The 25,280-nt window shown below is 63.3% G+C and carries 25 protein-coding genes; 17 read left to right on the forward strand and 8 right to left on the reverse strand.

The window, feature by feature from the left end; all coding sequences use genetic code 11:
- The first annotated feature begins 59 nt into the window (after window positions 1-59).
- The 6 genes from AC27VQ_RS14710 (at window position 60) to AC27VQ_RS14735 (ending at window position 5,850) form a co-directional block, all read left to right on the forward strand.
- Window positions 60-854 (forward strand): thymidylate synthase, encoded by a 795-nt coding sequence (locus AC27VQ_RS14710; RefSeq protein WP_421593543.1) that lies wholly within the window; start codon window positions 60-62, stop codon window positions 852-854.
- A 207-nt stretch (window positions 855-1,061) separates the two neighbouring features.
- Complete coding sequence (locus AC27VQ_RS14715) at window positions 1,062-1,715, forward strand: dihydrofolate reductase (RefSeq protein ID WP_488716841.1); 654 nt, start codon at window positions 1,062-1,064, stop codon at window positions 1,713-1,715.
- 215 nt (window positions 1,716-1,930) lie between these two features.
- The gene (hflK, locus tag AC27VQ_RS14720) at window positions 1,931-3,058 is read left to right on the forward strand and encodes an FtsH protease activity modulator HflK (protein WP_313527180.1); all 1,128 of its coding nucleotides are present in this window, start codon (window positions 1,931-1,933) and stop codon (window positions 3,056-3,058) included.
- Window positions 3,058-3,993: a protease modulator HflC gene (hflC, locus tag AC27VQ_RS14725; RefSeq protein ID WP_313527182.1), complete on the forward strand. Its 936-nt coding sequence runs from the start codon at window positions 3,058-3,060 to the stop codon at window positions 3,991-3,993. Before hflK ends, hflC begins: the two co-directional genes overlap by 1 nt.
- 4 nt (window positions 3,994-3,997) lie before the next feature.
- Window positions 3,998-4,186 carry a DUF2065 domain-containing protein gene (locus AC27VQ_RS14730; RefSeq protein WP_488716842.1) on the forward strand — a complete coding sequence of 63 codons (189 nt, stop codon included), beginning with the start codon at window positions 3,998-4,000 and terminating at the stop codon, window positions 4,184-4,186.
- A 119-nt stretch (window positions 4,187-4,305) separates the two neighbouring features.
- Entirely contained in the window at window positions 4,306-5,850 is a 1,545-nt protein-coding gene (locus tag AC27VQ_RS14735) for a DegQ family serine endoprotease (protein ID WP_488716843.1), read from the forward strand.
- Between the two features lie 95 nt (window positions 5,851-5,945).
- Here AC27VQ_RS14735 and serB read toward each other — a convergent pair whose 3' ends face one another.
- Window positions 5,946-6,836 (reverse strand): phosphoserine phosphatase SerB, encoded by an 891-nt coding sequence (gene serB / locus AC27VQ_RS14740; protein WP_488716844.1) that lies wholly within the window; start codon window positions 6,834-6,836, stop codon window positions 5,946-5,948.
- Here serB and miaA point away from each other — a divergent pair.
- Window positions 6,835-7,743, forward strand: coding sequence for a tRNA (adenosine(37)-N6)-dimethylallyltransferase MiaA (gene miaA / locus AC27VQ_RS14745; protein ID WP_488716888.1), 909 nt, complete (start codon window positions 6,835-6,837; stop codon window positions 7,741-7,743). The two genes, serB and miaA, sit on opposite strands and share 2 nt — an antisense overlap.
- On the opposite strand, the gene AC27VQ_RS14750 is transcribed toward miaA, so the two are convergent.
- The gene (locus AC27VQ_RS14750) at window positions 7,740-9,848 is read right to left on the reverse strand and encodes an ATP-binding protein (protein WP_488716845.1); all 2,109 of its coding nucleotides are present in this window, start codon (window positions 9,846-9,848) and stop codon (window positions 7,740-7,742) included. The genes miaA and AC27VQ_RS14750 overlap by 4 nt on opposite strands.
- Window positions 9,849-10,193: 345 nt before the next feature.
- On the opposite strand from AC27VQ_RS14750, the gene AC27VQ_RS14755 reads away from it, so the two are divergent.
- Window positions 10,194-11,972 (forward strand): acetolactate synthase 3 large subunit, encoded by a 1,779-nt coding sequence (locus AC27VQ_RS14755; RefSeq protein WP_488716846.1) that lies wholly within the window; start codon window positions 10,194-10,196, stop codon window positions 11,970-11,972.
- Window positions 11,973-11,991: 19 nt separating this feature from the next.
- Window positions 11,992-12,564 (forward strand): acetolactate synthase small subunit, encoded by a 573-nt coding sequence (gene ilvN, locus AC27VQ_RS14760; protein WP_313527199.1) that lies wholly within the window; start codon window positions 11,992-11,994, stop codon window positions 12,562-12,564.
- A gap of 63 nt (window positions 12,565-12,627) precedes the next feature.
- Here the strand turns inward: ilvN and AC27VQ_RS14765 are convergent, their stop codons facing one another.
- Entirely contained in the window at window positions 12,628-13,473 is an 846-nt protein-coding gene (locus AC27VQ_RS14765; protein WP_488716847.1) for an aldo/keto reductase, read from the reverse strand.
- A 125-nt stretch (window positions 13,474-13,598) separates the two neighbouring features.
- Between AC27VQ_RS14765 and AC27VQ_RS14770 the strand changes: the two genes are divergently transcribed.
- The 4 genes from AC27VQ_RS14770 to AC27VQ_RS14785 are packed head-to-tail and all read left to right on the forward strand — an operon-like array spanning window position 13,599 to window position 15,867.
- Entirely contained in the window at window positions 13,599-14,192 is a 594-nt protein-coding gene (locus AC27VQ_RS14770; RefSeq protein ID WP_313527205.1) for a LysE family translocator, read from the forward strand.
- Window positions 14,193-14,226: 34 nt separating this feature from the next.
- Window positions 14,227-14,868 (forward strand): nitrile hydratase subunit alpha, encoded by a 642-nt coding sequence (nthA, locus tag AC27VQ_RS14775; RefSeq protein ID WP_488716848.1) that lies wholly within the window; start codon window positions 14,227-14,229, stop codon window positions 14,866-14,868.
- Complete coding sequence (gene nthB, locus AC27VQ_RS14780; protein WP_488716849.1) at window positions 14,865-15,524, forward strand: nitrile hydratase subunit beta; 660 nt, start codon at window positions 14,865-14,867, stop codon at window positions 15,522-15,524. Before nthA ends, nthB begins: the two co-directional genes overlap by 4 nt.
- On the forward strand, window positions 15,511-15,867 hold the full coding sequence (locus tag AC27VQ_RS14785; RefSeq protein ID WP_488716850.1) for a nitrile hydratase accessory protein: 357 nt from the start codon (window positions 15,511-15,513) through the stop codon (window positions 15,865-15,867). Before nthB ends, AC27VQ_RS14785 begins: the two co-directional genes overlap by 14 nt.
- On the opposite strand, the gene AC27VQ_RS14790 is transcribed toward AC27VQ_RS14785, so the two are convergent.
- The gene (locus AC27VQ_RS14790) at window positions 15,864-16,955 is read right to left on the reverse strand and encodes an AbrB family transcriptional regulator (RefSeq protein WP_488716851.1); all 1,092 of its coding nucleotides are present in this window, start codon (window positions 16,953-16,955) and stop codon (window positions 15,864-15,866) included. The genes AC27VQ_RS14785 and AC27VQ_RS14790 overlap by 4 nt on opposite strands.
- 142 nt (window positions 16,956-17,097) lie before the next feature.
- Between AC27VQ_RS14790 and AC27VQ_RS14795 the strand changes: the two genes are divergently transcribed.
- Complete coding sequence (locus tag AC27VQ_RS14795; protein WP_313527220.1) at window positions 17,098-18,225, forward strand: ATP-dependent DNA helicase; 1,128 nt, start codon at window positions 17,098-17,100, stop codon at window positions 18,223-18,225.
- Between the two features lie 174 nt (window positions 18,226-18,399).
- On the opposite strand, the gene AC27VQ_RS14800 is transcribed toward AC27VQ_RS14795, so the two are convergent.
- The gene (locus AC27VQ_RS14800) at window positions 18,400-19,083 is read right to left on the reverse strand and encodes a MerR family transcriptional regulator (RefSeq protein ID WP_488716889.1); all 684 of its coding nucleotides are present in this window, start codon (window positions 19,081-19,083) and stop codon (window positions 18,400-18,402) included.
- A 335-nt stretch (window positions 19,084-19,418) separates the two neighbouring features.
- Window positions 19,419-20,522 (reverse strand): hypothetical protein, encoded by a 1,104-nt coding sequence (locus AC27VQ_RS14805; protein WP_488716852.1) that lies wholly within the window; start codon window positions 20,520-20,522, stop codon window positions 19,419-19,421.
- A 252-nt stretch (window positions 20,523-20,774) separates the two neighbouring features.
- On the opposite strand from AC27VQ_RS14805, the gene AC27VQ_RS14810 reads away from it, so the two are divergent.
- The gene (locus AC27VQ_RS14810) at window positions 20,775-21,527 is read left to right on the forward strand and encodes a pyridoxine 5'-phosphate synthase (RefSeq protein ID WP_488716853.1); all 753 of its coding nucleotides are present in this window, start codon (window positions 20,775-20,777) and stop codon (window positions 21,525-21,527) included.
- Between the two features lie 42 nt (window positions 21,528-21,569).
- On the opposite strand, the gene AC27VQ_RS14815 is transcribed toward AC27VQ_RS14810, so the two are convergent.
- Entirely contained in the window at window positions 21,570-22,457 is an 888-nt protein-coding gene (locus AC27VQ_RS14815; RefSeq protein WP_488716854.1) for an SDR family oxidoreductase, read from the reverse strand.
- A gap of 159 nt (window positions 22,458-22,616) precedes the next feature.
- Between AC27VQ_RS14815 and AC27VQ_RS14820 the strand changes: the two genes are divergently transcribed.
- Both AC27VQ_RS14820 and AC27VQ_RS14825 read left to right on the forward strand, forming a co-directional pair.
- On the forward strand, window positions 22,617-23,024 hold the full coding sequence (locus AC27VQ_RS14820; RefSeq protein WP_488716855.1) for a winged helix-turn-helix transcriptional regulator: 408 nt from the start codon (window positions 22,617-22,619) through the stop codon (window positions 23,022-23,024).
- A gap of 22 nt (window positions 23,025-23,046) precedes the next feature.
- Window positions 23,047-24,291 carry an FAD-dependent oxidoreductase gene (locus tag AC27VQ_RS14825; RefSeq protein ID WP_488716856.1) on the forward strand — a complete coding sequence of 415 codons (1,245 nt, stop codon included), beginning with the start codon at window positions 23,047-23,049 and terminating at the stop codon, window positions 24,289-24,291.
- On the opposite strand, the gene AC27VQ_RS14830 is transcribed toward AC27VQ_RS14825, so the two are convergent.
- Window positions 24,279-25,241 carry a bifunctional helix-turn-helix transcriptional regulator/GNAT family N-acetyltransferase gene (locus tag AC27VQ_RS14830; RefSeq protein ID WP_488716857.1) on the reverse strand — a complete coding sequence of 321 codons (963 nt, stop codon included), beginning with the start codon at window positions 25,239-25,241 and terminating at the stop codon, window positions 24,279-24,281. The two genes, AC27VQ_RS14825 and AC27VQ_RS14830, sit on opposite strands and share 13 nt — an antisense overlap.
- Between the last annotated feature and the right edge of the window lie 39 nt (window positions 25,242-25,280).

A 25,280-nucleotide genomic window follows, 5' to 3' on the forward strand; every position in this document is an offset into this window, starting at 1 on the left:
TTTGGTCGCCGCCGTTCGCGCATTAGTATCTTACGCTGGACAACGAATCGGCGGCGACCATGCAGCAATATCTCGATCTTCTCGCCCATGTAATGGAAAACGGCTCCGACCGCGGAGACCGGACCGGCACGGGCACGCGCGGCGTCTTCGGCCATCAGATGCGCTTCGACCTGTCGGAAGGTTTCCCGGTGCTGACCACCAAGAAGCTGCACCTGCGCTCGATCATCCATGAATTGCTGTGGTTCCTGAAGGGAGATACCAATATCGGCTATCTCCACGACAACGGCGTCACCATCTGGGATGAATGGGCCGACGAGAAGGGCGAACTCGGCCCGGTCTACGGCTATCAGTGGCGCTCCTGGCCGACCCATGACGGCCGCCATCTCGATCAGATCGTCGCCGTAATCGACAGCATCAAGCGCAACCCGAATTCCCGCCGCCACATCGTGTCGGCCTGGAACCCGGCGCTGGTCGACGAGATGGCGCTGCCGCCATGCCATTGCCTGTTCCAGTTCTACGTGGCGGACGGCAAGCTCTCCTGTCAGCTCTATCAGCGCTCGGCGGATATCTTCCTCGGCGTGCCCTTCAACATCGCTTCCTACGCGCTGCTGACCATGATGGTGGCGCAGGTGACGGATCTGCAGCCGGGCGATTTCGTTCATACGCTGGGCGACGCGCATATCTATGCCAACCATTTCGAGCAGGTGCGCACGCAGATGACGCGCCGGCCGAAGCCGCTTCCTTTCATGAAGATCAATCCCGATGTGAAGGATCTTTTCTCCTTCAAATTCGAGGACTTCACCCTGATCGGCTACGAAGCCGATTCAACCATCAAGGCGCCCATCGCCGTCTGATCTGTCAAACATCACGTTCTCTGACGAGGTGGCTCAGTTAAAGTGGAGAACACCTGTTTGGCTGGGCAGAATCTTTGGTGGAGGTTGTTCTCTGAACCCTTATCTGTCATGAGGTTCGCCCATTGCACTTGTTGTGCCTCAACAGCCTGATGGGTCGAGTTTGTGTCTAGTAAGCATCGCGCTAAAATGCCATCCGCAGTGTCTATTGTGGCGCGTAGCTATCCTGACCGCATAATTGGCATCGAAAATAGACTACCTTGGCATCTCGGTACCGACTTGAAGAATTTCAAGGCGCTAACGCAGGGGCATGCGATCATTATGGGGCGCAAGACATTCGAGTCTTTAGGGCGCCCGCTCCCGAATCGCGTGAATATTGTCCTGTCACGCTCTCCGATCGAAGATACCGATAAGGTCAAATGGGCGAGAGACCCCGAAACTGCCCTCCTGCTTGCTGACTTTTATTCTATATGTATGGATAAAAATCAGTTTTTTGTGATTGGTGGGGAGAATATATATCAGATATTTGATCAATATATCAATAAAATATTCCTTACAGACGTTTATAGTGGACCTATCAATGGTGATGCTAAGTTCGATTTCGATTTCGATCTGGCGGAATGGTACTATAGGTATGAGAGGGAGTTTCAGAAATCGGTGATTGATGATTTCCCATTTCGCATATCTTACCTAGTGCGCCGCAAACCTGAGCATCGGCAGCGCATGATTACAGAATTCAAAAACCGTAATCCTTTGTTCGAAGGCAACTGGGGTAAGTTGACTTATCTGCATTCCGCTGATCACGAACGCAAGGTTGAGGCAGAGCAGCTCAGTTTCATCGACAATCTATCGCCCGCTGCGTAAGCGGACGTCACATATCCCCTTCGATCACGAACTATTTTGCCGCATAGACGCGCATCCCGTCGTGGATTTGTTGAAAGGTGCCCGAGGGATACCTATAACGGGTTCACCTAGCGTTGCGCGGCGAAACAATCCGCGAAACGCGCAGCAACAGATCGATGGTGGATTTTCGCGGTTTGCGGAGATGCGCCAAGGGGACATGAAAGAAAGAGGTATTGATGCCCTGGAGCAATCAGAATGGCGGCGGCGGCCCTTGGGGTGGCGGCGGCAGCGGCGGTGGTGGAAACAATCAGGGGCCGTGGGGGCAGGGTCCGAACCGTCCTCGCGGCGGCGGTGGCGGCAATGGCGGCCCACCGGACCTTGAGGAAATCATCCGGCGTGGCCAGAACCAGCTGAAGAACGTCATGCCCGGCGGTTTCAACGGCGGCGCCGTTGTCATCGGCCTCCTGCTTCTTGGCGTCTTCTGGCTGATGAACTCCATCTACACCGTCCAACCGGACGAGCGCGGCGTCGAGCTGCGCTTCGGCAAGCCCAAGCAGGAAATCTCCATGCCGGGCCTGCACTTCCACATGTGGCCCTTCGAGACCGTCGAGCTCGTGAAGATCACCGAGCAGCAGCAGAATATCGGCCGCCGCACTGCCGCGTCGAATTCCGACGCCTCAGGCCTGATGCTGACGGGCGACCAGAACATCGTCAACGTGCAGTTCTCGGTGCTCTATTCGGTCACCGACCCGCAGGCCTACCTCTTCAATCTCGAATATCCCGCCGAAACGCTGCAGCAGGTCTCCGAAAGCGCCATGCGCGAAGTCGTCGGCCGCCGTCCGGCGCAGGACATCTTCCGCGATAACCGTCAGGCGATCGCCGAAGGCGTGAAGACGACGATCCAGGCGACCATGGACGCCTATGGCGCCGGCATCTCGATCAACACGGTTGCCATCGAAGACGCGGCCCCGCCGCGCGAAGTCGCCGACGCGTTCGACGAAGTGCAGCGCGCCGAGCAGGACGAGGACCGCTTCCTCGAAGAAGCCAACCAGTATGCCAACCAGAAACTGGGTCTCGCCCGCGGTCAGGCCGCGCAGGTCCGCGAAGAGGCGGCCGCCTATAAGGACCGCGTCGTCAAGGAAGCGGAAGGCGAGGCGGCACGCTTCCTTTCCATCTACGAACAGTACAAGGCAGCGCCCGATGTCACCCGCAAGCGTCTCTTCCTTGAAACCATGGAAGGCGTGATGAAGAACTCCAAGAAGGTCATCATCGACGAAAAGCAGGGTGGGCAGGGTGTCGTTCCCTTCCTTCCGCTCAACGAACTGGGCCGCACGACGGGCCAGCAGGCAGGAGGGACGCAGTAATGGGTAACCGTTTTCCAGCCATCCTGATCGCCATCGGCGTTCTCCTGTTCATCGCCTATTCCTCGGTGTTCGTCGTCAACGAGCGCCAGCAGGCGATCGTCATCCGCTTCGGCCAGATCCAGGACGTCAAGACGGAACCGGGCCTCTACTTCAAGCTGCCCTTCGGCTTCATGGATGCCGACAGCGTCCAGTATATCCAGGACCAGGCGCTGCGCTTCGATCTCGACGATATCCGCGTCCAGGTCTCGGGCGGCAAGTTCTATGAGGTCGATGCCTTCGTGGTCTACAAGATCACGGATGCCCGCCGCTTCCGCGAAACCGTCTCGGGTGACCGGGAATCGGCGGAATCGCGCCTTCGCACCCGTCTCGACGCTGCCCTTCGCCGCGTCTACGGTCTGCGCGGTTTCGAATCCGCTCTGTCGGAAGAGCGCGCTTCGATGATGCGCGAGGTTCGCGGCGAACTGACGAACGACGCCTCTAATCTCGGCCTGACGATCTCCGACGTCCGCATCCGCCGCACGGACCTGACGCAGGAAGTCTCGCAGCAGACCTTCGAGCGCATGAAGGCCGAGCGTCTTGCCGAAGCCGAACTGATCCGCGCTCGCGGTAACGAAGCCGGCCAGCGCCGCCGCGCCATCGCCGACCGTCAGGTCGTCGAGTTCATCGCGGCCGCCCAGCGCGATTCGGAAATCCTGCGAGGCGAGGGTGAAGGCGAGCGCAGCCGCGTGTTCGCCGAAGCCTTCTCGCAGGATCCGGCCTTCTTCGACTTCTACCGGTCGATGAGCGCCTACCGGGAAGCGATGGGGGCGTCGGACACGACGCTCGTGCTTTCGCCGCAGTCGGAGTTCTTCCGTTACTTCGAGGATGCCGCCGGCACCAAGCCCGCGACGTCAACGAATACGGGCACGGCAACGACGCCGTCGACCGCGAACTGACGACATGGCCGATTTCCTCACGGGAATCGCCTTCTTCCTGATCATCGAGGGGCTGGTGTACGCACTGGCCCCTTCGATTTTGCGGCGCATGGCGGAAATGCTGCCGCAGGTTCCCGAGACGCAGCTGAGGGCGAGCGGGCTCTTTGCCATCGGGCTCGGCGTGCTGATGGTCTGGTTCATCGGGGGCGCATGACGGCGGCCCTTGCAGGAACCCGCGAAGACGGGCATGACTTTCACATCAATTCAGCGTGGCGGACTGATTTTTGCCGTATCCGGGGCAAACACTCGCCATGAGATCCGGAACGAATGGGGATGCCTGATATGGCTTTGAAGACGACGTCCAGCGCAGCCAAGGCGGCGCTCGCGCTCGCGGTAACGTTCTCGCTTGTGGCGGGCACACCGTTCGCCGTGCCGGCCGCCGCTGAGGTGAAGCCGACGAACAACGGCCCGGAATCCGTGGCCGACCTCGCCGAGAGCCTGCTCGACGCCGTCGTCAACATTTCCACGTCGCAGAACGTCAAGAGCGACGACAAGGCGCCCATCCCGCAGGTGCCGGAGGGTTCGCCCTTCCAGGACTTCTTCGACGAATTCTTCAAGGGCGAAGGCGGCGAGGGCGGCAACCAGGGCCAGACGGTCAATTCGCTGGGCTCCGGCTTCGTCATCGACCCCTCGGGCTTCATCGCGACGAATAACCACGTCATCGAAGGCGCCGACGATATCGAGGTGAACTTCGCCAACGGCTCCAAGCTGAAGGCCAAGCTCGTCGGCACTGACCCGAAGACCGACCTTGCACTCCTCAAGGTCGAGCCGAAAGCGCCGCTGAAGGCCGTGCCCTTCGGCGATTCCCGCACCATGCGCATCGGCGACTGGGTGATGGCGATCGGCAATCCGTTCGGTCTTGGCGGTTCGGTGACGGTCGGCATCATTTCGGCGCGCGGCCGCAACATCAATGCCGGCCCCTACGACAATTTCATCCAGACAGACGCCGCCATCAATCGCGGCAATTCCGGCGGCCCGCTGTTCAACATGCATGGCGAGGTCATCGGCATCAACACCGCCATCATCTCGCCCTCGGGCGGCTCGATCGGCATCGGCTTCTCCGTGCCGACGGAACTGGCGCAGAACATTTTTACGCAGCTGCGTGAATTCGGCGAGACCCGCCGCGGCTGGCTCGGCGTGCGTATCCAGCCCGTCACCGACGATATTGCCGAAAGCCTCGGCATGAAGGAGACCAAGGGCGCGCTGGTGGCCGGCATCATCAAGGGCGGCCCGGTCGATAACGGCTCGATCCAGACGGGCGACGTCATCACCCGCTTCGACGGCAAGGATGTGCATGAGATGCGCGACCTGCCACGCGTCGTCGCCGAAAGCCCCGTCGGCAAGGCGGTCGATGTGCTGCTGCTGCGCGACGGCAAGGAGATCACGGTCAAGGTGACGCTCGGCCGTCTCGAGGACGGTGAGAAGCAGGCCGATGCCGGCGACGAGATGGTGCCGGAAGAAGGCACGATCGAAGAGGGCACGACGCCCGAGACCGGCGAGAAGACCGCGCCGGCCCCTGCCGACCTAGTGCTCGGCATGGCGATCGGCGATCTCGATGCGGATGCCCGCAAGACCTTCGATATCGTCGAAAGCGTCAAGGGTGTCGTCATCACCGAGGTCGCGCCGGATTCGGCCGCGGCCGAGCGCGGCATCGTGCCGGGCGATGTGATCGTCGAGATCGGTCAGGAAGCGGTGACCACGGCCGAGGAGGTCACGACCCGCGTCGACAAGCTGAAGTCGGAAGACCGCCGCAACGCGCTGATGATGATCGCCAACCATACCGGCGCGCTGCGCTATGTCACGGTTCGTATCGATTGAGACAAAAGGGTGAGTCCCGTCAGGGACTTGCCGGCATTCTCGGACAGAGTGAATCAGGCCGCTGGAGCATCGCTACAGCGGCCTTTTGCACGGGCTCAGCCGGTCACGAAGTCCGACTTGCGGTAGCCCTGCAGGTAGAGCAGCGCGGTAAGATCGCCGTGATCGATGCGGATTTTCGCTTCGGCGGCAACGGCTGGCTTGGCGTGCAGCGCGACGCCGGCGCCGGAAAGGTGCAGCATGCCGAGGTCGTTGGCGCCGTCGCCGACGGCCATGGCCTCGTCTGGGGAAATGCCGAGGCGCGTGGCGATGTCGTTCAGGGCATCCACCTTTGCCTGCTTGCCGAGGATCGGCTCTGCGACTTCGCCGGTCAGCTTGCCGTCGGCGTCGAGAAGCAGGTTGGCGCGGTTCTCGTCGAAGCCGAGCGTCGCGGCGATGCGGCTCGTGAAGACGGTGAAGCCGCCTGAGACGAGTGCGGTGTAATAGCCCTTGGCCTTCATGGTGGCGATGAGTTCGCGCCCGCCCGGCGTCAGCGTGATGCGCTTTTCGATGACCTCGTCGACGACGGAGATCGGCAGGCCCTTGAGCAGCGCGACGCGCTCACGAAGGGCGGGCTCGAAGGCGATCTCGCCGTTCATGGCACGGGCGGTGATGGTCGCGACCTGGTCCTTGAGACCGACTTCGGCCGCCAGTTCGTCGATGCATTCCTGGCCGATCATCGTCGAATCCATGTCGGCGATCAGGAGCTTCTTGCGACGCGTCTCGGCGTCCTGCACGGCCAGATCGATCGGCGCGCCGCCGATGACGGCGCGGATTTTGTCGCCCGCTTCATCCGGATCGCTGTCGTCGCGAAGCGCGATGTCGCAGGCGATGCCGTCGGCGAGCCAGTAGAGGCCGGATGCATTGACGGCCTCGGCAGCCTTTTCGGCGAGCGCCGGGGTCAGAACAGGGTTTGACGGATTGGCGACAAGCGTGGCAACGAAAGCCATGATGGAAAACCTTGATCGAAAGCGGGACGCGATCCTGATAACGGGCCCGACGGCCAGCGGCAAGTCCGCGCTTGCCGTGCGGCTGGCGGCCGAGCACGGCGGCGTGGTGATCAATGCCGACAGCATGCAGGTCTATGACACGCTGAACGTTCTGACCGCCCGCCCGCAGCCCGAGGATATGGGCGGCATCGAACACCGCCTCTATGGCCATGTACCGGCGGGTGCTGCCTATTCCACCGGCGACTGGCTGCGGGAGGCAACTGCCTTGGTGGGAGAGCTGCGTATACGGGGCCGGTTGCCGGTCTTCGTCGGCGGCACCGGTCTCTATTTTCGGGCTCTGACGGGGGGACTCTCGGATATGCCCACCATTCCCGACGATATCCGGGAGCGGGTCCGCGCACGCCTTGCGGCCGAGGGCGCCGAGGCGCTGCACCGGGATCTTGCCAAACGCGACCCGCAAACGGCTGCACGGCTGAGGCCGAGCGATGGCCAGCGCATTCTGCGGGCGCTTGAGGTGGTCGAAGCGACGGGCAAGTCGATTTCGGCTTTCCAGTCGGCTTCAGGGCCGACATTGATCGATCCGGAGCGGGCGGAGAAGATCGTCGTGCTGCCGGACCGCGCGGTGCTGGCCGCCCGTATCGACCGGCGCTTCGCAATGATGCTCAAGGCGGGCGCGGTGGAAGAGGTGCAAGAGCTGCTTGCCCAAAACCTCTCGCCGGCCATGCCCGTCATGAAGGCGATCGGCGTGCCGCAGATCGCGGCGATGCTGGCGGGCGAAATGCGCGAGGCCGAGGTGATCGAGCGCGGCGCGGCCGCAACCCGGCAATATGCCAAGCGCCAGATGACCTGGTTCCGCAACCAGCTCGACGAGCGCTGGCGGCGGATCGATCCCCTTGCTGCGAATTAGCGGCGAATGAGGCTGCTGAGCGGCTTCTTGAGGAGCTGTTCGCGGATGGAGCCTTCGCGCCGCGGCGTTTCCTGCTGCTGTTCGCCGAAGGCGGGACGGGGCGGCTGGCGATAGGGATCGGCCGCCGGGCGCTGCTGTTCCGTCGTCAGTTCGCGACGGATGGTTTCGAACCGATCCTGCGCCGGCTGGTCATAGGCGCCAGCGGCCCCCGGCAGCATATCAGGACGATAGGGCTCATGCGCGGGCGGCGCGGCTGCGGCCGGGCGATAAGGATCCTGCACTGGCGCGGCTGCGATCGGGCGTGGTGCGGGGGCTACGTTCTGCAGCGTGTCGATATAGTCCTCCTCGTCCTCGTAGGGCGCATCCTCGTAGCCGGTCGGCAACGCGCCGCCCTGGCCCTGCGTGGCGAGATAGGCGTTCTGGAAGCCGGAAATATCCGGGCCGGTAATGGCGCGCATGCGCGCCACGATGTTGCGCAGATCGACGCTTTGCGGTGTCTCTTCGGTGACTTTCACGCCGGTGCCGTTCGCCTTGGGCAGGCGGCTTGCCTCGACGCGGGAGAAGCGCATGCGCATCGGCACCGCGACGGCTTCGCCGAAGGCGATCGCCTCGCCATTGCCGATCGAGGAGATGAAGCTCGTCGTCGAGGACGAGGAATTGGGGATCGCCGAGCGGATGATCTCCTGGTCGTGATCGTTGGCAAGGCGCATCGCGAAGATCGTCGAGCACTGCGACAAGATGGTCGGATCGAGTTCACCGGGGCGCTGCGTGATGATGCCGAGCGAGACGCCGTATTTGCGGCCCTCCTTGGCGATGCGGGCGATGGCCTGACGCGTCGGCATGAAGCCGAGCTTCGGATCGGCCGGCACATAGCGGTGCGCCTCTTCGCAAACGACCAGCATATGCACGCCGCCATTGCTCCACAGGCCGATTTCGAAGGCCATGCGGCAGAGAACCGAGGCGACCGAATTGACGACCTCCGAGGGAATGCCGGCGAGCTGGAAGGTGGTGACGGGCTTGCCGTCACCGGGAATGCGGAAGATGCGGGCGATCGTATCGAGGATCGTGTCGGTGATCGTGTTCGACGAGAACATGAAGTGATAGCGCGGGTCGTTGATCGCCGACATGATCTTGACCTTGAGCGAGCGCAGATGCGGCTTTTCCGCCCGTCCCTCGAGCCGGCCGATGCGCTCGTCGATCAGCGCCAGCAGGTCGGCGATGCGGAAGGGGACCGGCGTATCCGACGTCACCGAGCTCTTCTCGCTTGCACGGCGCACCAGGCCGTTGTCGCTGGAGCCGCGGAAGGCGCGCTTGGCCTCCGGGATGAGGTCGCGCAGGATATCCATTTCCTCAGGCACCGGGGGGCGTCCGCGGAAAACGACCTCGGCGAATTCCTCCAGCCGGAACAGCCAGAAGGGCAGGTCGAGCGTATCCGTATCGATGACGACCGCGAGGTCGCCGAAGGCGGAGGCGAATTCGTTGTGCGGGTCGAGGATCAGCACGCGCAGGCGCGGATCGGCCTGGATAGCCTTGTGCAGCAAGAGCGTGACGGAGGTCGATTTGCCGACGCCAGTGGTGCCGACGATGGCGAAATGCTTTTCCAGCATGGAAGGCACATGGATCGTCGCGTCGATGCTCTCGTCCTGCGTCAGCTTGCCGATGGCGCAGACATCGTTCTTGCCGGTGTCGTAGACCTTGGCGAGATCGGAGGCGCGGATGCGGTGCGCGATGGCGCCGAGATGCGGATAATCGGTGATGCCGGCGGAAAATTCCTCGCGGCCATCAGGGCCCACATGAACTTCGCCGAGCAGCTCGACTTCGATGCGGAAGACGGTATCGCGATTTTCCACCCAGCTTTGCTGGTCAGTGGACATGGAATAAACGAGAGCGACGATGCGGTTGCGGCCGACGGAAATCGAGATGAGGCGGCCGACGGCCCAAAGTTCCGTGAGTGCGGTCTGCCCGCCTTCGGCGACGGCGCTGATGGTGGCGTGCGAGCCGTTGCAGGCCACGACGCGGCCCATCAGACGGTTGCCCTGCAACACGTCGTCCCGGCGTTCCTGTTCGCCCGCCACAATAGAACTTTGAAAATCATTGTTCAGCAATCACGGCACTCCTTGCCATCAAAGGCGAATTCTAGCCGAGGCCGCTTAATAAGACGTTTCGTGTTGACGCGGCTTTGCATCGCCTTTTGCCGTCCGCGCCGGATTCCGTGCCGTTTCGAAGCATCGGGAAAAGCGTTGACGCGCGCCGGCTTTGTGGCTAACACTTCGACCCATGAAAAATCTGACGGTTGTTATTCTTGTGGTGGGAACGCGCATGGGCAGGGTGGTGTAACCATCCGGCGAAAGCACCCATGCGCGGTAAGCAGGCTCCTCCAAGGGGCCTTTTTTTATGCCCGAAAATTCGATAAGCACCCTGGAAATACGAAAGAGACGGACGGGAAACCGATGAGCGGAACAGAAAACCAGATGACGGGCGCCGAGATTGTCTTGCAGGCCCTGAAAGACAATGGCGTAGAACATATCTTCGGCTATCCCGGCGGCGCCGTGCTGCCGATCTACGACGAGATCTTCCAGCAGGACGATATCGAGCACATTCTCGTTCGCCACGAGCAGGGCGCCGGCCACATGGCCGAAGGCTATGCCCGCTCCACCGGCAAGGTCGGCGTCATGCTGGTCACGTCGGGTCCGGGTGCGACGAATGCCGTCACGCCGCTGCAGGATGCGCTGATGGATTCCATCCCGCTCGTCTGCCTCACCGGTCAGGTTCCGACCACGCTCATCGGTTCAGATGCTTTCCAAGAATGCGACACGGTAGGCATCACGCGCCCCTGCACCAAGCACAACTGGCTGGTCAAGGACGTCAACGATCTCGCCCGCATCATCCATGAGGCCTTCCGCGTCGCGCAGTCCGGTCGTCCGGGCCCCGTCGTCGTCGATATCCCGAAGGACGTGCAGTTTGCCACCGGCACCTACACGCCGCCGTCGGCCGCCCCCGTTCAGAAAAGCTACCAGCCGAAGATCCAGGGTGATGCCCGCGCGATCGAAGCGGCCGTCAGCCTGATGAAGAGCGCCCGCCGTCCAATCATCTATTCCGGCGGCGGCGTCGTGAATTCCGGTCCGGAAGCCTCGCGCCTGCTGCGCGAACTCGTCGAGATCACCGGTTTCCCGATCACCTCCACGCTGATGGGCCTCGGCGCCTATCCGGCTTCCGGTAAGAACTGGCTGGGCATGCTCGGCATGCACGGTTCTTACGAGGCGAACATGGCGATGCATGACTGCGACGTCATGATCTGCATCGGCGCGCGCTTCGACGACCGTATCACCGGCCGTCTCAACGCGTTTTCGCCGAATTCGAAGAAGATCCACATCGATATCGACCCGTCCTCGATCAACAAGAACGTCCGCGTCGACGTTCCGATCCTGGGCGATGTCGGCAATGTCCTGGAAGATATGGTCCGTCTGTGGCGGGCCGGCGCCAAGGACTACGACAAGTCGCAGCAGTGCGACTGGTGGTCCTCGATTGCCAAGTGGCGTGCGCGCAACTCGTTTGCCTACAAGGCGAGCAACGACGTGATCATGCCGCAATATGCGATCGAGCGGCTCTATGAGCTGACCAAGGACCGCGACACCTACATCACGACGGAAGTCGGCCAACACCAGATGTGGGCGGCGCAGTTCTACGGCTTCGAGCAGCCGAACCGCTGGATGACCTCGGGCGGCCTCGGCACGATGGGCTACGGCTTCCCGGCGGCGATCGGCGTGCAGGTCGCGCACCGCGACAGCCTCGTCATCGACATCGCGGGCGACGCCTCGATCCAGATGTGCATTCAGGAAATGAGCTGCGCGGTCCAGTATAACCTGCCCGTCAAGATATTCATCCTGAACAACCAGTATATGGGCATGGTGCGCCAGTGGCAGCAGCTGCTGCACGGCAACCGTCTGTCGAACTCCTATACGGAAGCCATGCCCGACTTCGTCAAACTGGCGGAAGCCTATGGCGGCGTCGGCATCGCCTGCGACAAGCCCGGTGATCTCGATGGCGCAATCCAGGAGATGATCGATGTCAACCGCCCGGTCATCTTCGATTGCCGCGTGGCGAACCTCGCCAACTGCTTCCCGATGATCCCCTCGGGCAAGGCGCATAACGAAATGCTGTTGCCCGACGAGGCCACGGACGAAGCGGTCGCCAACGCGATCGACGCCAAGGGCCGCCAGCTCGTTTGATGAAAAGGTAGAAACGATCATGAATGCACACCTACAGCCCACCGGTTCTGCCTACTTCATCGCCAAGGAAACCCAGGTCGCGGAGAGCCACACGCTCTCCGTGCTGGTCGATAACGAGCCGGGTGTTCTTGCCCGCGTGATCGGCCTGTTCTCCGGCCGCGGCTACAATATCGAAAGCCTCACGGTCTCCGAGACCGAGCATGAGGCCCATCTGTCGCGCATCACCATCGTGACGCGCGGCACGCCCAGCGTCCTGGAGCAGATCAAGTCGCAGCTCGAGCGCATCGTGCCCGTCCACCGCGTCGTAGACCTCACCGTGCGCGCCAAGGCGCTCGGCCAGGAACGGCCAATCGAGCGGGAAGTGGCGCTGGTGAAGATCGTCGGCTCCGGCGAGATGCGCCAGGAAACGCTGCGTCTGGCCGATGCCTTCCATGCCAAGGTTGTCGATGCGACGACGGATCATTTCATCCTGGAAATCACCGGCAAGTCCTCGAAGATCGACCAGTTCGTGGCGATCATGAAGCCGCTCGGCCTCGTCGAAGTCTGCCGCACCGGCATCGCCGCGATGAACCGCGGCCCGCAGGGCATGTGAGGTTTCTCACAGCTTGCATTCGGCAAAGGGCCTTTCCGGAAACGGAAAGGCCCGTTGTTTTACTCAGATCATTTCCAGCGGCCGCTTGCGGGTCGGTGGTGAGAAGGCTTCGTCGAGCAGGCGCAGGTCCTCCGAGGTCAGGCGAATTTCCGAGGCGCGGAAATTGTCGCGTACCCGTTCGGGCGAGCCGGATTTCGGGATGGCGATGACGCCGGCCTTGGTGAGCAGGAAGGCGAGCGCGACCTGGGCCGAGCCGACATTGTGAATGCGGCCGATCTCCTCCAGCACGGGATGGCCCAGAAGGCGTCCCTCGTCGAGCGGTGAATAGGCCATGATCGGGATGCCCTGCACCTGGCTCCAGCGCAGGAGATCGAATTCGATGCCGCGGCGGGCGAGATTGTAGAGCACCTGATTGGCCGCCGGGCGATGCGGCTCGGCGTCTTCGAGCAATTCCCGCATGTCGGAAATGTCGAAGTTCGAGACGCCCCAGGCGCCGATCTTGCCCTCAGCCTTCAGCGTCTCGAAGGCCTCGACGGTTTCGGAGAACGGGTGACGGCCGCGCCAGTGCAGCAGGTAGAGCTCGATATGGTCGGTGCCGAGACGCTTGAGGCTGGCTTCACAGGCGGCGATCGTGCCGGCGCGGCTGGCATTGTAGGGCAGTACCTTGCTGACGAGAAACACTTCGTCACGCCGCCCCTTGATGGCCTCGCCGACGACTTCCTCCGCGCCGCCGTCGGCATACATTTCCGCCGTGTCGATGACCGTCATGCCGAGATCGAGCCCGGCGCGCAGGCTTGCGGCCTCCTCGGCCATCGATGCCTCGCCTTCGCCCATATGCCAAGTGCCGAGGCCGAGCGCCGGGACCTGTCGTCCGCCGGGAAGGGTGACTGCCGGTAGTTCCGCTTTCATGCTGCACTCCACGAGAGACGCCATACATCAGCAATCGGAATTGTATGTATGACAAGAATTGGCTGGTCGTCGCCAAGAGATGGACTATCAATCGGAAAAAACAATCCGGATCACAAGAGACTGCCATGCAGATCGAAATCTTTCTGGCGCTGCTGGTCTTCGCCTTCACGACCTCCATCACGCCCGGCCCGAACAATATGATGCTGTTCGCCTCCGGCGTGAATTTCGGTTTCGTGCGCACGATCCCGCATATGTGCGGCATCGGCGTCGGCTTCCTCGTGCTGCTGCTGGCCGTCGGTTTCGGGCTCGGCGCGCTGCTGGAGGCCGTGCCGCTGGTCTATACGGTGCTGAAATTTGCCGGCGGCGCCTATCTCGTCTGGATCGCCTGGAAGATCGGCACCTCGCGCTCGCTCGGCGAGGGCAAGGCCGGTGCCCGGCCGATGAGCTTCCTGGAGGCCGCCGCCTTTCAATGGGTCAATCCGAAGGCCTGGGTCATGGCCGTTTCGGCCATGGCGACCTATACCAACTCGGCCAATTACACGATGAGCGTGCTGATCGTCGGCATCGCCTTCGCCATCGTCAATTTCCCGAGCGTCTCGACCTGGGCGGGCTTCGGCTCGGCGCTACGCGAGTGGCTGTCCGTTCCGGTGCGGCTGAAGTGGTTCAACATCACCATGGCGCTGCTGCTCGTCGCCAGCCTCTGGCCGATGCTGCGCTAAGGGCGTATGAAAAGGCAATGCCCGAGGGACTGCCATGTCGCATGATCACGACCACGACGACCGTCACCATCACCATCACCACGACAACCATTTCTCGCCGATGGAAGCGCGCGTTCGCGCGCTGGAAACAATCCTGACGGAGAAAGGCCTGATCGATCCCAAGGCGATCGACGTCATCGTCGAGACCTACGAGACGAAGATCGGCCCGCGCAACGGCGCCCGCGTCGTGGCCAAGGCCTGGGCGGAACCGGATTTCGCCGACTGGCTGAAGCGGGATGCCACGGCGGCCATTGCCAGCCTCGGTTATACCGGCCGGCAGGGCGAGCATATGCGGGCCGTGTTCAACGATGACGATACGCACAATCTCGTCGTCTGCACGCTGTGCTCCTGTTATCCCTGGTCCGTGCTCGGCCTGCCGCCGGTCTGGTACAAGGCGCCGGCCTATCGCTCGCGCGCCGTCATCGATCCGCGCGGCGTTCTGGCGGAATTCGGCGTGACTCTTCCCGAGACCCAAAAAATCCGCGTCTGGGATTCGACGGCGGAGCTGCGTTACCTCGTCGTGCCGCAACGCCCCGAGGGCACCGAGGGACTGGACCAGGAAGCGCTCGCCGATCTCGTGACGCGCGATGCCATGATCGGCACCGGGCTGGCGCTGGCGCCGGAGGCGCGGCCATGAACGGACCGCACGATCTCGGCGGCCAGCATGGCCTCCGTCCAGTCGCGCCGGAGCCGAACGAACCGTATTTTCACGGCGACTGGGAAAAGCGGGCGCTGGGCGTGACGCTGTCCTGCGGCGCTTTCGGCGCCTGGACGATCGACGAGAGCAGGCATGCGCGCGAAAACATCCCGCCCGCCACCTATCTCTCGGCGAGTTACTACGAGATCTGGATCCGCGCGCTGGAAACGCTGTTGCAGCGCCACGGCTTCGTCAGCGCCGCGGAACTGGCCGAGGGCCGGATGCTGGAAAAGGGCGCCACGCCGAAGCGTGTCCTGAAGGCCGACATGGTGCCAGCCGTGCTTGCCAAAGGCAGTCCCTGTGACCGGCCGGCGGAGGAAGCCCCGCGCTTTGCCGCCGGCACACGCGTGCGCACCCGCAATTTCAACCCGACGACCCACACGCGCCTGCCGCGTTATGCCCGCGACAAAGTCGGCGTGGTCGAGACCGTGCAGGGCTCGTTCGTGTTTCCCGACGACAATGCGCATGGCAAGGGCGAGAGCCCGCAATGGGTCTATACCGTCGTCTTCGATGGCGGCGAGATCTGGGGCGAGGGGGCTGCACCCGGCCTGACCGTCTCCATCGATGCTTGGGAGAGCTATCTTGAGCCGGTGTGAGACGCTTGCCGATACACCCGGCCTGCCGAAATCCGCCGAGGGCGATCCGGTCTTTGCCGAGCCCTGGCAGGCGCAGGCCTTTGCGATGACGGTGCGGCTGCATGAGCAGGACTTGTTTTCCTGGGCCGAATGGGCCGAGGCGCTGTCGCGCGAGGTGCATCGGCCCGGTCGCGCGGTCGATGGCGCCGATTATTTCGAGTGCTGGGTGGCGGCGCTGTCGTCGCTGCTGTCCGCGCGCGGCGTGGCAAGCGAGGCGGAACAATCAGCGCTTTCCGATCGCTGGGCGCGCGCTGCCGAGGCGACGCCGCACGGCAAGCCTATTCTTCTGGAAAATGCCGGCTAAATCCGGTCCGCCACGAAGCGGGCAAGCCACGGGCCGATGAAGGTCACGAGGATCAGCCGCGCCGTCTGCAGGGTCATCACGAAGGCGATGTCCACATTGGCGGAGGCGGCGATGACGGCGACCGAATCGAGGCTGCCGGGGCTGGTGGCGAGATAGGCCGTCAGCGGATCGACGCCGAGCAGGACGACAAGCGCTCCGGCCAAAAGGCCTGAGAAACAGAGCAGCGCGACGATGGACAGCACTGTCGGCAAAAGGGCGCGGCGCGCATGCAGCAGAATGGCGCGTGTGAAGCCGAGGCCGATATTCCAGCCGAGCAGCGCAAATGCGATGACCAGCAGTCCTTGCGGCAGGACGATCGTCACGGTGCCGGACGTGTTGAGCACCGAGGCGAGGGCGAAGGGGAGAAGGAAGGCACCGGCCGGTATGCGCAGTTTCTGGCCGGCGAGGCCGGCGAGAATGCCGATGGCCAGCATCGCAAAGAGCGGAAGCACGGGTACCGGCTCGAACCAAGCATGTGGCGGTGCGGCCGCACCCTCATGGCCGGCAAAATGCGCGACCAGCGTGGCGAGGCTCGCGACGAACAGCACGCGCAGATATTGCATGAAGGCGACGAGGCGCATATCGGCGCCATAGGCTTCCGCCATCATCAGCATGGAGGAGGCGGCGCCCGCCGAAGAGCCCCAGATCGCCGTCGTTCCGGGCAGGACGCCGGTGCGTGCGATCATCCAGCCGCTGAAGGCGCTGACCGCGATCACGGAAAAGACGACGGCGAGGATCAGCAGCCAGTTGTTGAGGAAGGTGGCGACGAAATCCTGCGACACCGTGCCGGCGATCATCAAGGCAAGGACGACCTGCACGACGAAGAAGCAGAGGCGCGGAAGCCGGATCGTCCCGCCGGCCAGCGCCACGACGATGCCGGCAAGCATTGGGCCGATCATCAGCGCCGCCGGAAAGCCGGTCAGGTAGAGCGGCGTGGTCGTTATCAGTGACAGGCAGGCCACGCAGGCCCATTGCAGGGCGGCGGGCAGGCGCCCGAGGCCGGTGGGCCGGGATGCGGTCTCGTCTGGGGTCGGGGAGGCGGGGGACACATCAACGCTCCGTAGGTCGTGTTTTCCATACAGCGGCGGAGCTGTGGCGAACAGGGCCAAAACAGGGGGTAGGCGGAGTGTGCAGCTGGTGAACGGGGTTCCGCCCCTTGCTTCACGCCCGCGAATCCTGCCAAGTCCCGGCATGGAATTCGCACCCCAACAGGATGAAGCGCTCAAGGCTGTCGCAAAGTGGCTGAAGGACGGGCGCGAACCGCTTTTCCGGCTGTTCGGCTATGCCGGAACGGGCAAGACGACGCTGGCGCGGCATTTCGCCGAAAATGTCGACGGTGAGGTGTTGTTTGCCGCTTTCACCGGCAAGGCGGCGCAGGTGCTGCGCTCCAAGGGCGCGAGCAATGCCAAGACGATTCATTCGCTGATCTACCGCCCGCGCGGCGAGGAAGAGGTGTCGGACGAGGAGACGGGCAAGACCTCGATCTCGCCGATGTTCTCGATCAATCGCCAGAGCCCGGTCGCCAAGGCGGCCCTCGTGGTGGTCGACGAATGCTCGATGGTCGACGAGGCGCTCGGCCGGGACCTCATGAGCTTCGGCACGCCGATCCTGGTGCTTGGCGATCCCGGCCAGCTGCCGCCGGTCACCGGTGGTGGTTACTTCACCAATCAGGAGCCGGATTACCTGCTGACGGACATCCACCGGCAGGCGCGCGACAACCCGATCATCCGCCTTGCCATGCAGGTGCGCGAGGGCAACGACATCGGTTATGGCGACTATGGCGCCGCCCGCGTCATCGGCCGCAACGAGGTCGACCAGACCCTGGTGCTCGAGGCCGATCAGGTGCTTGTCGGCACCAACCGCACGCGCCGGCGCTATAACCAGCGTCTTCGCGAGCTGAAGGGGTTTACGACGGACTATCCGCAGTCCGGCGACAAGCTGGTGTGCCTGCGCAACGACCCGGCCAAGGGTCTGCTCAACGGCTCGCTCTGGCAGGTGATGAGCTCGTCGAAGGAAACGGTGAAGCCCGGCATCAACCTGATGATCAGGCCCGAGGACGACGACATGGATCGCGGCGCGGCCAAGATCAAGTTGCTGAAGGCGGCCTTCGAGAACCTCGAGGAGGAAATCCCGTGGTCGACGCGCAAGCGCTATGACGAGTTCGATTTTGGCTATGCGTTGACCGTGCACAAGGCACAGGGCTCGCAGTGGAACGATGTCGTTCTGTTCGATGAGAGTTTTGCATTCCGCGACACACGTGAACGCTGGCTTTACACTGCCATTACGCGCGCCGCGGAAACGCTCACCATCGTACGATAGACGGATCTTTTTCGCTGAAGCGCGAAAAGGATCCATCCATTTTTCTCACGCAATTCCGGGCGCAAAACCGCGGTGCACTTTTGCTGGAATTGCTATGGGACCCGTACGACGAACCGCCTTTCAGGAGGCGGAGACGAGAGGCCGGTCATCATGTCCGGCCGCTTAACGCCAGCCTTAATGGCCGACGATCCCGAGCATGACCGCCTTGGCGACGGCCTGGAAACGGTTGTTGCTGTTGAACTTGGCGATGATGTTCTTTTCCATAACCTGCACTTCGCCGGGCTCGACTTCGAGCGCTCGGGCGATGCGGCTCGTCGGATAGCCCTCGGCCATCAGCGAGAGGCAGCGCAGTTCCCCGGCGGTCAGATGCGCCTGCGGCGTGTTGTCGTTGGTCTCGGGCTCGAGCGCGCCGGTGAAATCGAGCAGTTCGTTGATCTGCTGCATCTGGCGGCGGATCGTAGATTGCTGGGCGGCCAGCTCGCGCTTGCGCGCCGTCATAGCGGTGCGGAAGATCATGTCGGCCTCGTCCTGGCTTTCGGCGGACGAAAGGCGCTCCAGCAGTTCCTGGATGACCGCGACGGGCATGCCCGTCTCGCGACAGGTGTTGACCACCGCCATCTGCTGGATTTCTTCCGGGCCATAGACGCGCATGGGCCCGACGCGAGCGGCCTTCAGCAGGCCCTTTTCCTCGTAGAAATGAAGCGTGCGATGCGTGACGCCGAAGGCGTTGGCCATGTCGGCGATCGCCAGGCGTCCCGCCGGCAGATTTTCCGGGAGCGGGGTCACGGGCAGATAACGGATGGATTTACGCGCGCCGGAGCGGGCGTCGGCGGCGACTTTCTTCGACTCGTTCGTCATCATGAAAGCAGCCCGCAAAAAAGAAGATCGGTCATGTCATTACCCCCGGTCGCCAGCCTACACCTCGTTCAGAGACGAGGCTTCAAGACGGCGAAAAACGCCCCATTATCGCTCGCTGCTTCTCCGGCCTGTCTGCCAGGAAACCACCTACGACTCTGCCAGAGTTCCAGATCCATCTCGAGAGGAGATTGTGCAGGGATCCAAACCCCGAAGCGGCACAGAATACCAATCCGCCCAGGTTCATAAAATAAACTCTGGGGCCGGGCGTGCCTATCGTTATATCTAGGGATGTATTTCCTGGGTGGGCTTCCCGCTTTGCGGCGGGGAAGAGCGGACTATCGCGTCAGGGTGGCGCCGGCGTCGTCAACGATTGCCGCTTCGGCCAGCGCTGCGCCCGGCGTGATCGTGCAGGCCGCCGGCTGGCGGAAGTGCGGCGTGCCGCGCGGCGTCGACTGGCTGCTGTGGGAAAGGCATTCCATCACGCTGCTTGCCGTCCCCTTGCGGATAGCGTGGCGGTAAAGCGGCCCGCTGGCCGAAAGGGTCCGGGCGGCGAAGGCGACGGCTTCATAGGCGATGCCCGCTTCGCTCTTCAATTGATCACGCGAAAAATGCCGCGCGTAGATCGTGGCGCCGGACTGATCGTGGATCAGTCTTGCATAGACGCCGAGCCCATCCGGCCGGTTCTCCACGCGGATGGAATAGGAAAGCGGCGGCGGCGCACCGGTCTCAAGCGTATCTGCCAGACGCACGGTGCGGTGATATTCCGCCGAATTGGAAATGGCGCGGGCAAGCGCGTTGCACTCGCCGCTCTGCGGCCAGCATTGCAGGATGTGCAGCTGCGGCAGCAGCTCGACCATGCCGCCGAGCCTGTTTTGCATCGACAATACCTGCTGCACCTTGGCGACGGCCGCATTGGTGGCTTCGGGATAGAAGGAGGGCGCAAGGAAGAGCAGCGGCAGCAGCGAGAAGAGCGCAAGCGGCGAGGAGATCGGCTTGGGAAGCCATGAGCGCTTTGGCCTCGATACGGCATTGGCGAGAAGCCGCGTTGTCTCCGCCTCGTCAATTGCCGGTTCATCGCCGGCATCCGCCGCGATTTGCGCAACGCTGTATTCCGGGACGTAACTGCCGAGCGGCACGCGGATGCGCAGCTGTTCAGTCGTGCCTTCGGTCTCGTAATACTGTTCGAGAAGCTTGCGCAGCTTGCCGGCCTGCACGCGCACCAGCGGATCATTGCCGGCATCGAAGCCCGGCGGCCGGCCGAAGACGTCTATGCCGATGCTGTAACCCTTGAGCTGGGCGGCTTTGCCGGCCAGTTCGTTTTCCACGACATAGGAGAGGAACGAGCGCAACCGCTCGGAGCGGGCGAAGGTTTCGCTGGCAATGACGGCATGAAGCGCGCGCCGCACGAGATCGCACGGCGGCCTGTCGGTCCTGCTCATGGTGTCGCCACAGAGGAGGCCATCGTCGCTGCCTGAGTTCCTTCCCCATTTCGGAACAGAGGCGGCCGGAATGACCGCTACCCCCAAAAATCACGGGGAGTTTAGCGGTGATTCTTGATGAACGGCAAGGGGTGGTTGACCGCGTGTGCGGCAATTGTCCGCCATCGTACCGCCATCCAGCGTTTTCAGGCGATTGCCCTTGTGGAAACAACGCGCTAGACCTTGTTTTCAGTCATAGGAGCCCGCGTCGTCATGCCTGCGAAACTGTCGGTCAATCTCAACGCAATCGCCATGCTGCGCAACCGCCGGGACCTGCCCTGGCCGAGCGTCACGGCACTTGGCCGAATTGCGCTTGAGGCGGGCGCTTCAGGACTGACCGTGCATCCGCGCCCCGACCAGCGCCATGTGCGCTTCAGCGATCTCGGCATGATCCGCAGCCTCATCGACACCGAATTTTCCGGTACGGAATTCAACATCGAGGGCTTCCCGGAAGAGAATTTCATGCGCCTCATCGAGGAGCACCGTCCCGAGCAGGTGACGCTGGTGCCGGATGATCCGGCGCAGGCGACCTCCGACCACGGCTGGGATTTCCGCAAGAACCACAATCTGCTCGGCAACATCATCGAGCGGCTGAAGAAATTCGGCCTGCGCGTTTCGGTCTTCGCCGATGGCGAGCCGGATCGGGAATCGCTGACGATCGCGCGCGATCTCGGGGCCGACCGGATCGAGCTTTACACAGGCCCCTATGGCGGCTGCTACGATAATCCGGCGGAAGCCGTGCGCATGGTCGAACTGCTTGGGGAAACGGCGGATATCGCCTTCGAACTCGGCCTTGGCGTCAACGCCGGCCATGATCTTACGGTCGCCAACCTGCCGGCGCTCGTGGCCCGCATTCCGCGCCTCGAGGAGGTCTCCATCGGCCACGGCCTGACCGCCGATGCGCTGGAATATGGCATGGCGGAGAGCGTACGGCGCTACCGCCGCGCCTGCGGCCAGGATGTCTGACGGCCATGCGGCGCCCCTTCGGAGCGCCGCATCTTTTCGCGATCACCCGAGGAAGGCTGCCTTGCTGGCGGCAACGAAATCCTCGAAGGCTGTCGGCTTGCGGCCGGAGAGCGCCTCCGCATCGCCGGTGACGGCTGCGATCTTGCCTTCGCGCGTGTTGGCGTCGAAGGAGACGATGGTGGGGATGATGCCTTCCGGCAGGCCGGCGCCCTTCAGGCCCTCGGCAAGCTGCGCATCCGTGACATGCACGACCTTCAGTTCCTTGCCGGTGGCGGCGGAGACGATGGCGGCGATGTCTTCCGCCGTGCGCGCCTTGGTGCCCGTCAGCGTATAGATCTTGCTCTCGTTGCCGGCCTTCAGGATTGCGCCGGCAAGGGCGGCGGCGGTGTCAGCGCGCGTGATGTGGGCGATCTTGCCTTCACCGGTCGCCGTGTACCAGGAGCCGGTCTGCAGTGCATGCGGCAGCGACATGAACAGGTTTTCTGCATACCAGCCGTCGCGCAGGATCGTGTAGGGAATGCCGGTCGCCTGGATGGCCTGTTCGGTGCCGAGATGGTCGGGGGCGAAGGTGACGAGCGAATCGTCCGGCTGCGGGATCGACGTGTATAGGATATGCTTGGCGCCGGCCTTCTTGGCGGCAGCGACGGCGGTCTTGTGCTGGGCGAGGCGCTTGCCGGGAACGCCCAGCTCGTCGGTGGAGATGATCAGGATCTTGCCGGCGCCGGCGAAGGCGGCATCGAGCGAGGCCGGGTCGTCGAAATCGGCGGCGCGCACGGTGACACCCTTGGCGGCATAGCCGGAGAGTTTTGCAACGTCGCGCGTCGTGGCGATGATATCGGCCGGAGCCACCTTGCCGGAGGCGATGAGGTTGTCGAGGACGAGGCGGCCGAGCTGGCCGGAAGCGCCGGTGACGAGAATGGTGTCGGTCATGTCTGTGCCTTTCTGGGCGGGGTTTCCGGCTGGGGCAGGGTGGAGCCGTCGAACCCGTGGATGTCGGTCTCTTATTGAGACTTGCTCTTATCTGGTAATCTGATAGAGCCTGTAAAGGAGGCAGTTTTTTCTGCGGTGGTTACCTGGAGGGAACCGACTATGAACAAGATCGTCGGCAGCGCCGATGGCGAACGCGTCATGCTCATCGATGGCGTGCCCATGTCGATGGACGACTGTCCGGTGCGCGACGTGCTCGACAGCGTCGGCGGCAAGTGGACGTCGCTGATGATCTTGGGCCTTGCCGATGGGCCGCGCCGCTTCTCGCAGCTGCGCCGCTTGATTCCCGATATTTCGCAGCGCATGCTGACCCAGACGCTGCGCGACCTCCAGCGCGACGGCTATCTCACGCGCACCGTCTATCCGACCCAGCCGCCGAGCGTCGAATACAAGCTGACGCCGCTCGGCCATTCCTTCCTTGCGCTTCTACGCACGCTCGTGCAGTGGTCTTCGGAAAACCACACCGCGATCCGTGCCGCACGCGCGGCTTACGACGCGGAACAGGACTGACGAAGACGTAGCGGGGACGGGCATGAAGCCACTGGATATCGGCATTGCCGGCGCGGGCCCCGCAGGCCTTGCAGCCGCACTGTTCCTTGCGCGTGCCGGCCATCGGGTCGAATTGATCGAGCGCTTCGAGCGTCCGTCTCCTGTCGGTTCCGGCCTGCTGATGCAGCCGACAGGGCTGACCGTGCTCGATGCGCTCGGCCTTTCGCCCGCCATCCATGCGCTTGGAAACCGCATCGATCGGCTGCACGGCGCCGATGCCCTGAGCGGCAGGACGGTGCTCGATGTGCGTTACGATGCTCTGGCCGGCGGGCGCTATGGCTTGGCGGTGCACCGTGCCGCGTTGTTTTCAACCTTGCATGATGCGGTCGTAGCGGAAGGTCTGCCCATTCGCACCGGCATCACGCTGGCGAAAGCCGAAACGCGGCAGGCTCGCACGGCGCTGCATGATCCCGAGGGCGAGATCGTCGGCGACTACGATCTGGTAATCGATGCGACGGGCGCGCGGTCTCAGCTCGTCGCCGCCTCCGTCGTTGCGCCGCCGGTCAAGGAACTGCCCTGGGGCGCCTTCTGGGCGACGCTGGATTGCGACGGCATCGCGCATGACTCTACGGCCCTCTCTCAGCGGTATGACGCTGCGAAAGTCATGATCGGCGTGTTGCCGGTCGGCCGGGCGCATGCCGGCGAGGGGCGCAAGGCCGCGTTCTTCTGGAGCCTCAAGACGGCAGAGGCGGAGGCGGTGAAGCAGGCCGGTCTCGATCGCTGGAAAGCCGGCATTGCCGGCTACTGGCCGGAGGCGGTGCCGTTCCTCGACCAGATCACGGACTGGGACCAGCTGACGCTCGCCCGCTACGCCCACCGCACCGCACTGCCGCCCTATGCGGACGGCATCGTCTTCATCGGCGACAGCGCGCATTCGACGAGCCCGCAGCTCGGGCAGGGCGCGAACATGGCTTTGCTGGATGCTGCGGCGCTGGCGCATGCGCTGTCTTCGGCGGCGACGCTGGACGAGGGGCTTGCGGCCTATGCGAATGCAAGGCGCAACCATGTGCGCCTGTTCCAGCTGCTCTCCTATGTCTTCACGCCGTTCTACCAGTCGGATTCGCGGGCGATCGCCTGGCTACGCGACCGGCTCGTGGCGACGGTCGCGAAAATTCCGCCGGCCCCGCAGGTCCTTGCGGCGATCGTGTCCGGCACGCTTGCCGACCCGTTCACGCGGGCCGGTCTGGAAGAGTGCCGCTGGCTGGAGAGCGTGCTTCAGGAGGCATGACCCGGCGGCTGCCAGCCATCGAGATCGAGCGCCCAGGTTTGGCCGATGAGGTCCTTGCCGAAGCTGTGATGCGCCTCTTCCTTTTCCAGCACGAAGCCGGCCGCCTGATAGATGCGCCGGGCCGCGGTCAGGATGTCGTTCGTCCAGAGTTCCAGCCTGCTGTATCCTGCGTCCTGCGCAAAACGGATGCACTCCGTCACCAACAGCGTGCCGAGCCCCTGGCCGCGAGCGGCATCCGAGACATGCAGCAGGCGTAGCTTCGCCGTCGTCTCGTTCGCCTTGACTAGGAAGACGCTGCCGACGAACCGGCCGTCCTGTTCGGCGATCCAGCAATGTTCGCGCGCGGGATCGAAATTGCGCAGGAACTGCGCGCAGATTTCCGCCACCAGCGCCTCATATCCCGCGTTCCAGCCGTAGGTTTCGGTGTAGCTCTGGGCCTGGCTGGCGATCACGCGGCCCATATCGCCGGGGCGATGGGGACGGATGACGGCTTTGCCAGATGCGCCGGTGAGCAGGGTCGTGGCGCGGTCCAGCGCCGCCGTCAGGTCGAGCCGCTCGGTTTGCGCTAAAGGTTCGATAAGCTTTGCGATGCTTTGCCGGGAACGTATGGCGAGATCGGCCGCGACGGCCCGGCCGTTTTCGGTCAGGCCGAGCAGGCGTCCGCGTCCGTCCGCCGGGTCCCTGCGGGCATCGACAAAACCTTTGCCGACAAACGTCTTGAGCAGGCGGCTGAGATAGGCGGGATCGAGCGACAGCTCCTCGGTGAGCTCAGAGGCCGAGGTGGTGCCGCGCGCGGCGAGCTCATAGATGACGCGCGCTTCCGTCAGCGTATAGGGCGTGTCGAGATAGGCGCGGTCGAGCACGCCGATCCGGTTGGTGTAGAAGCGGTTGAAGGCGCGGATCGTCTCGATCGGGTCTGATGCGGCTTCGTCAGGGGCATGGGCAGTCATGGTGATCTCCTTCGACCACAATGTTTCCCAATTTAATTG

This window comes from Shinella sp. 20P9.1.1 (assembly GCF_057798995.1).

Coding starts and splice junctions, on each gene's coding strand:
- AC27VQ_RS14830 (WP_488716857.1), bottom strand. CDS start 25,241: ATGACTGCCCATGCCCCTGACGAAGCCGCATCAGACCCGATCGAGACG.
- AC27VQ_RS14730 (WP_488716842.1), top strand. CDS start 3,998: ATGGCCGATTTCCTCACGGGAATCGCCTTCTTCCTGATCATCGAGGGG.
- AC27VQ_RS14735 (WP_488716843.1), top strand. CDS start 4,306: ATGCCTGATATGGCTTTGAAGACGACGTCCAGCGCAGCCAAGGCGGCG.
- hflK (WP_313527180.1), top strand. CDS start 1,931: ATGCCCTGGAGCAATCAGAATGGCGGCGGCGGCCCTTGGGGTGGCGGC.
- nthB (WP_488716849.1), top strand. CDS start 14,865: ATGAACGGACCGCACGATCTCGGCGGCCAGCATGGCCTCCGTCCAGTC.
- AC27VQ_RS14710 (WP_421593543.1), top strand. CDS start 60: ATGCAGCAATATCTCGATCTTCTCGCCCATGTAATGGAAAACGGCTCC.
- AC27VQ_RS14800 (WP_488716889.1), bottom strand. CDS start 19,083: ATGACGAACGAGTCGAAGAAAGTCGCCGCCGACGCCCGCTCCGGCGCG.
- nthA (WP_488716848.1), top strand. CDS start 14,227: ATGTCGCATGATCACGACCACGACGACCGTCACCATCACCATCACCAC.
- serB (WP_488716844.1), bottom strand. CDS start 6,836: ATGGCTTTCGTTGCCACGCTTGTCGCCAATCCGTCAAACCCTGTTCTG.
- AC27VQ_RS14820 (WP_488716855.1), top strand. CDS start 22,617: ATGAACAAGATCGTCGGCAGCGCCGATGGCGAACGCGTCATGCTCATC.
- hflC (WP_313527182.1), top strand. CDS start 3,058: ATGGGTAACCGTTTTCCAGCCATCCTGATCGCCATCGGCGTTCTCCTG.
- AC27VQ_RS14770 (WP_313527205.1), top strand. CDS start 13,599: ATGCAGATCGAAATCTTTCTGGCGCTGCTGGTCTTCGCCTTCACGACC.
- AC27VQ_RS14805 (WP_488716852.1), bottom strand. CDS start 20,522: ATGAGCAGGACCGACAGGCCGCCGTGCGATCTCGTGCGGCGCGCGCTT.
- AC27VQ_RS14815 (WP_488716854.1), bottom strand. CDS start 22,457: ATGACCGACACCATTCTCGTCACCGGCGCTTCCGGCCAGCTCGGCCGC.
- AC27VQ_RS14810 (WP_488716853.1), top strand. CDS start 20,775: ATGCCTGCGAAACTGTCGGTCAATCTCAACGCAATCGCCATGCTGCGC.
- AC27VQ_RS14765 (WP_488716847.1), bottom strand. CDS start 13,473: ATGAAAGCGGAACTACCGGCAGTCACCCTTCCCGGCGGACGACAGGTC.
- AC27VQ_RS14755 (WP_488716846.1), top strand. CDS start 10,194: ATGAGCGGAACAGAAAACCAGATGACGGGCGCCGAGATTGTCTTGCAG.
- miaA (WP_488716888.1), top strand. CDS start 6,835: ATGATGGAAAACCTTGATCGAAAGCGGGACGCGATCCTGATAACGGGC.
- AC27VQ_RS14795 (WP_313527220.1), top strand. CDS start 17,098: ATGGAATTCGCACCCCAACAGGATGAAGCGCTCAAGGCTGTCGCAAAG.
- AC27VQ_RS14825 (WP_488716856.1), top strand. CDS start 23,047: ATGAAGCCACTGGATATCGGCATTGCCGGCGCGGGCCCCGCAGGCCTT.
- ilvN (WP_313527199.1), top strand. CDS start 11,992: ATGAATGCACACCTACAGCCCACCGGTTCTGCCTACTTCATCGCCAAG.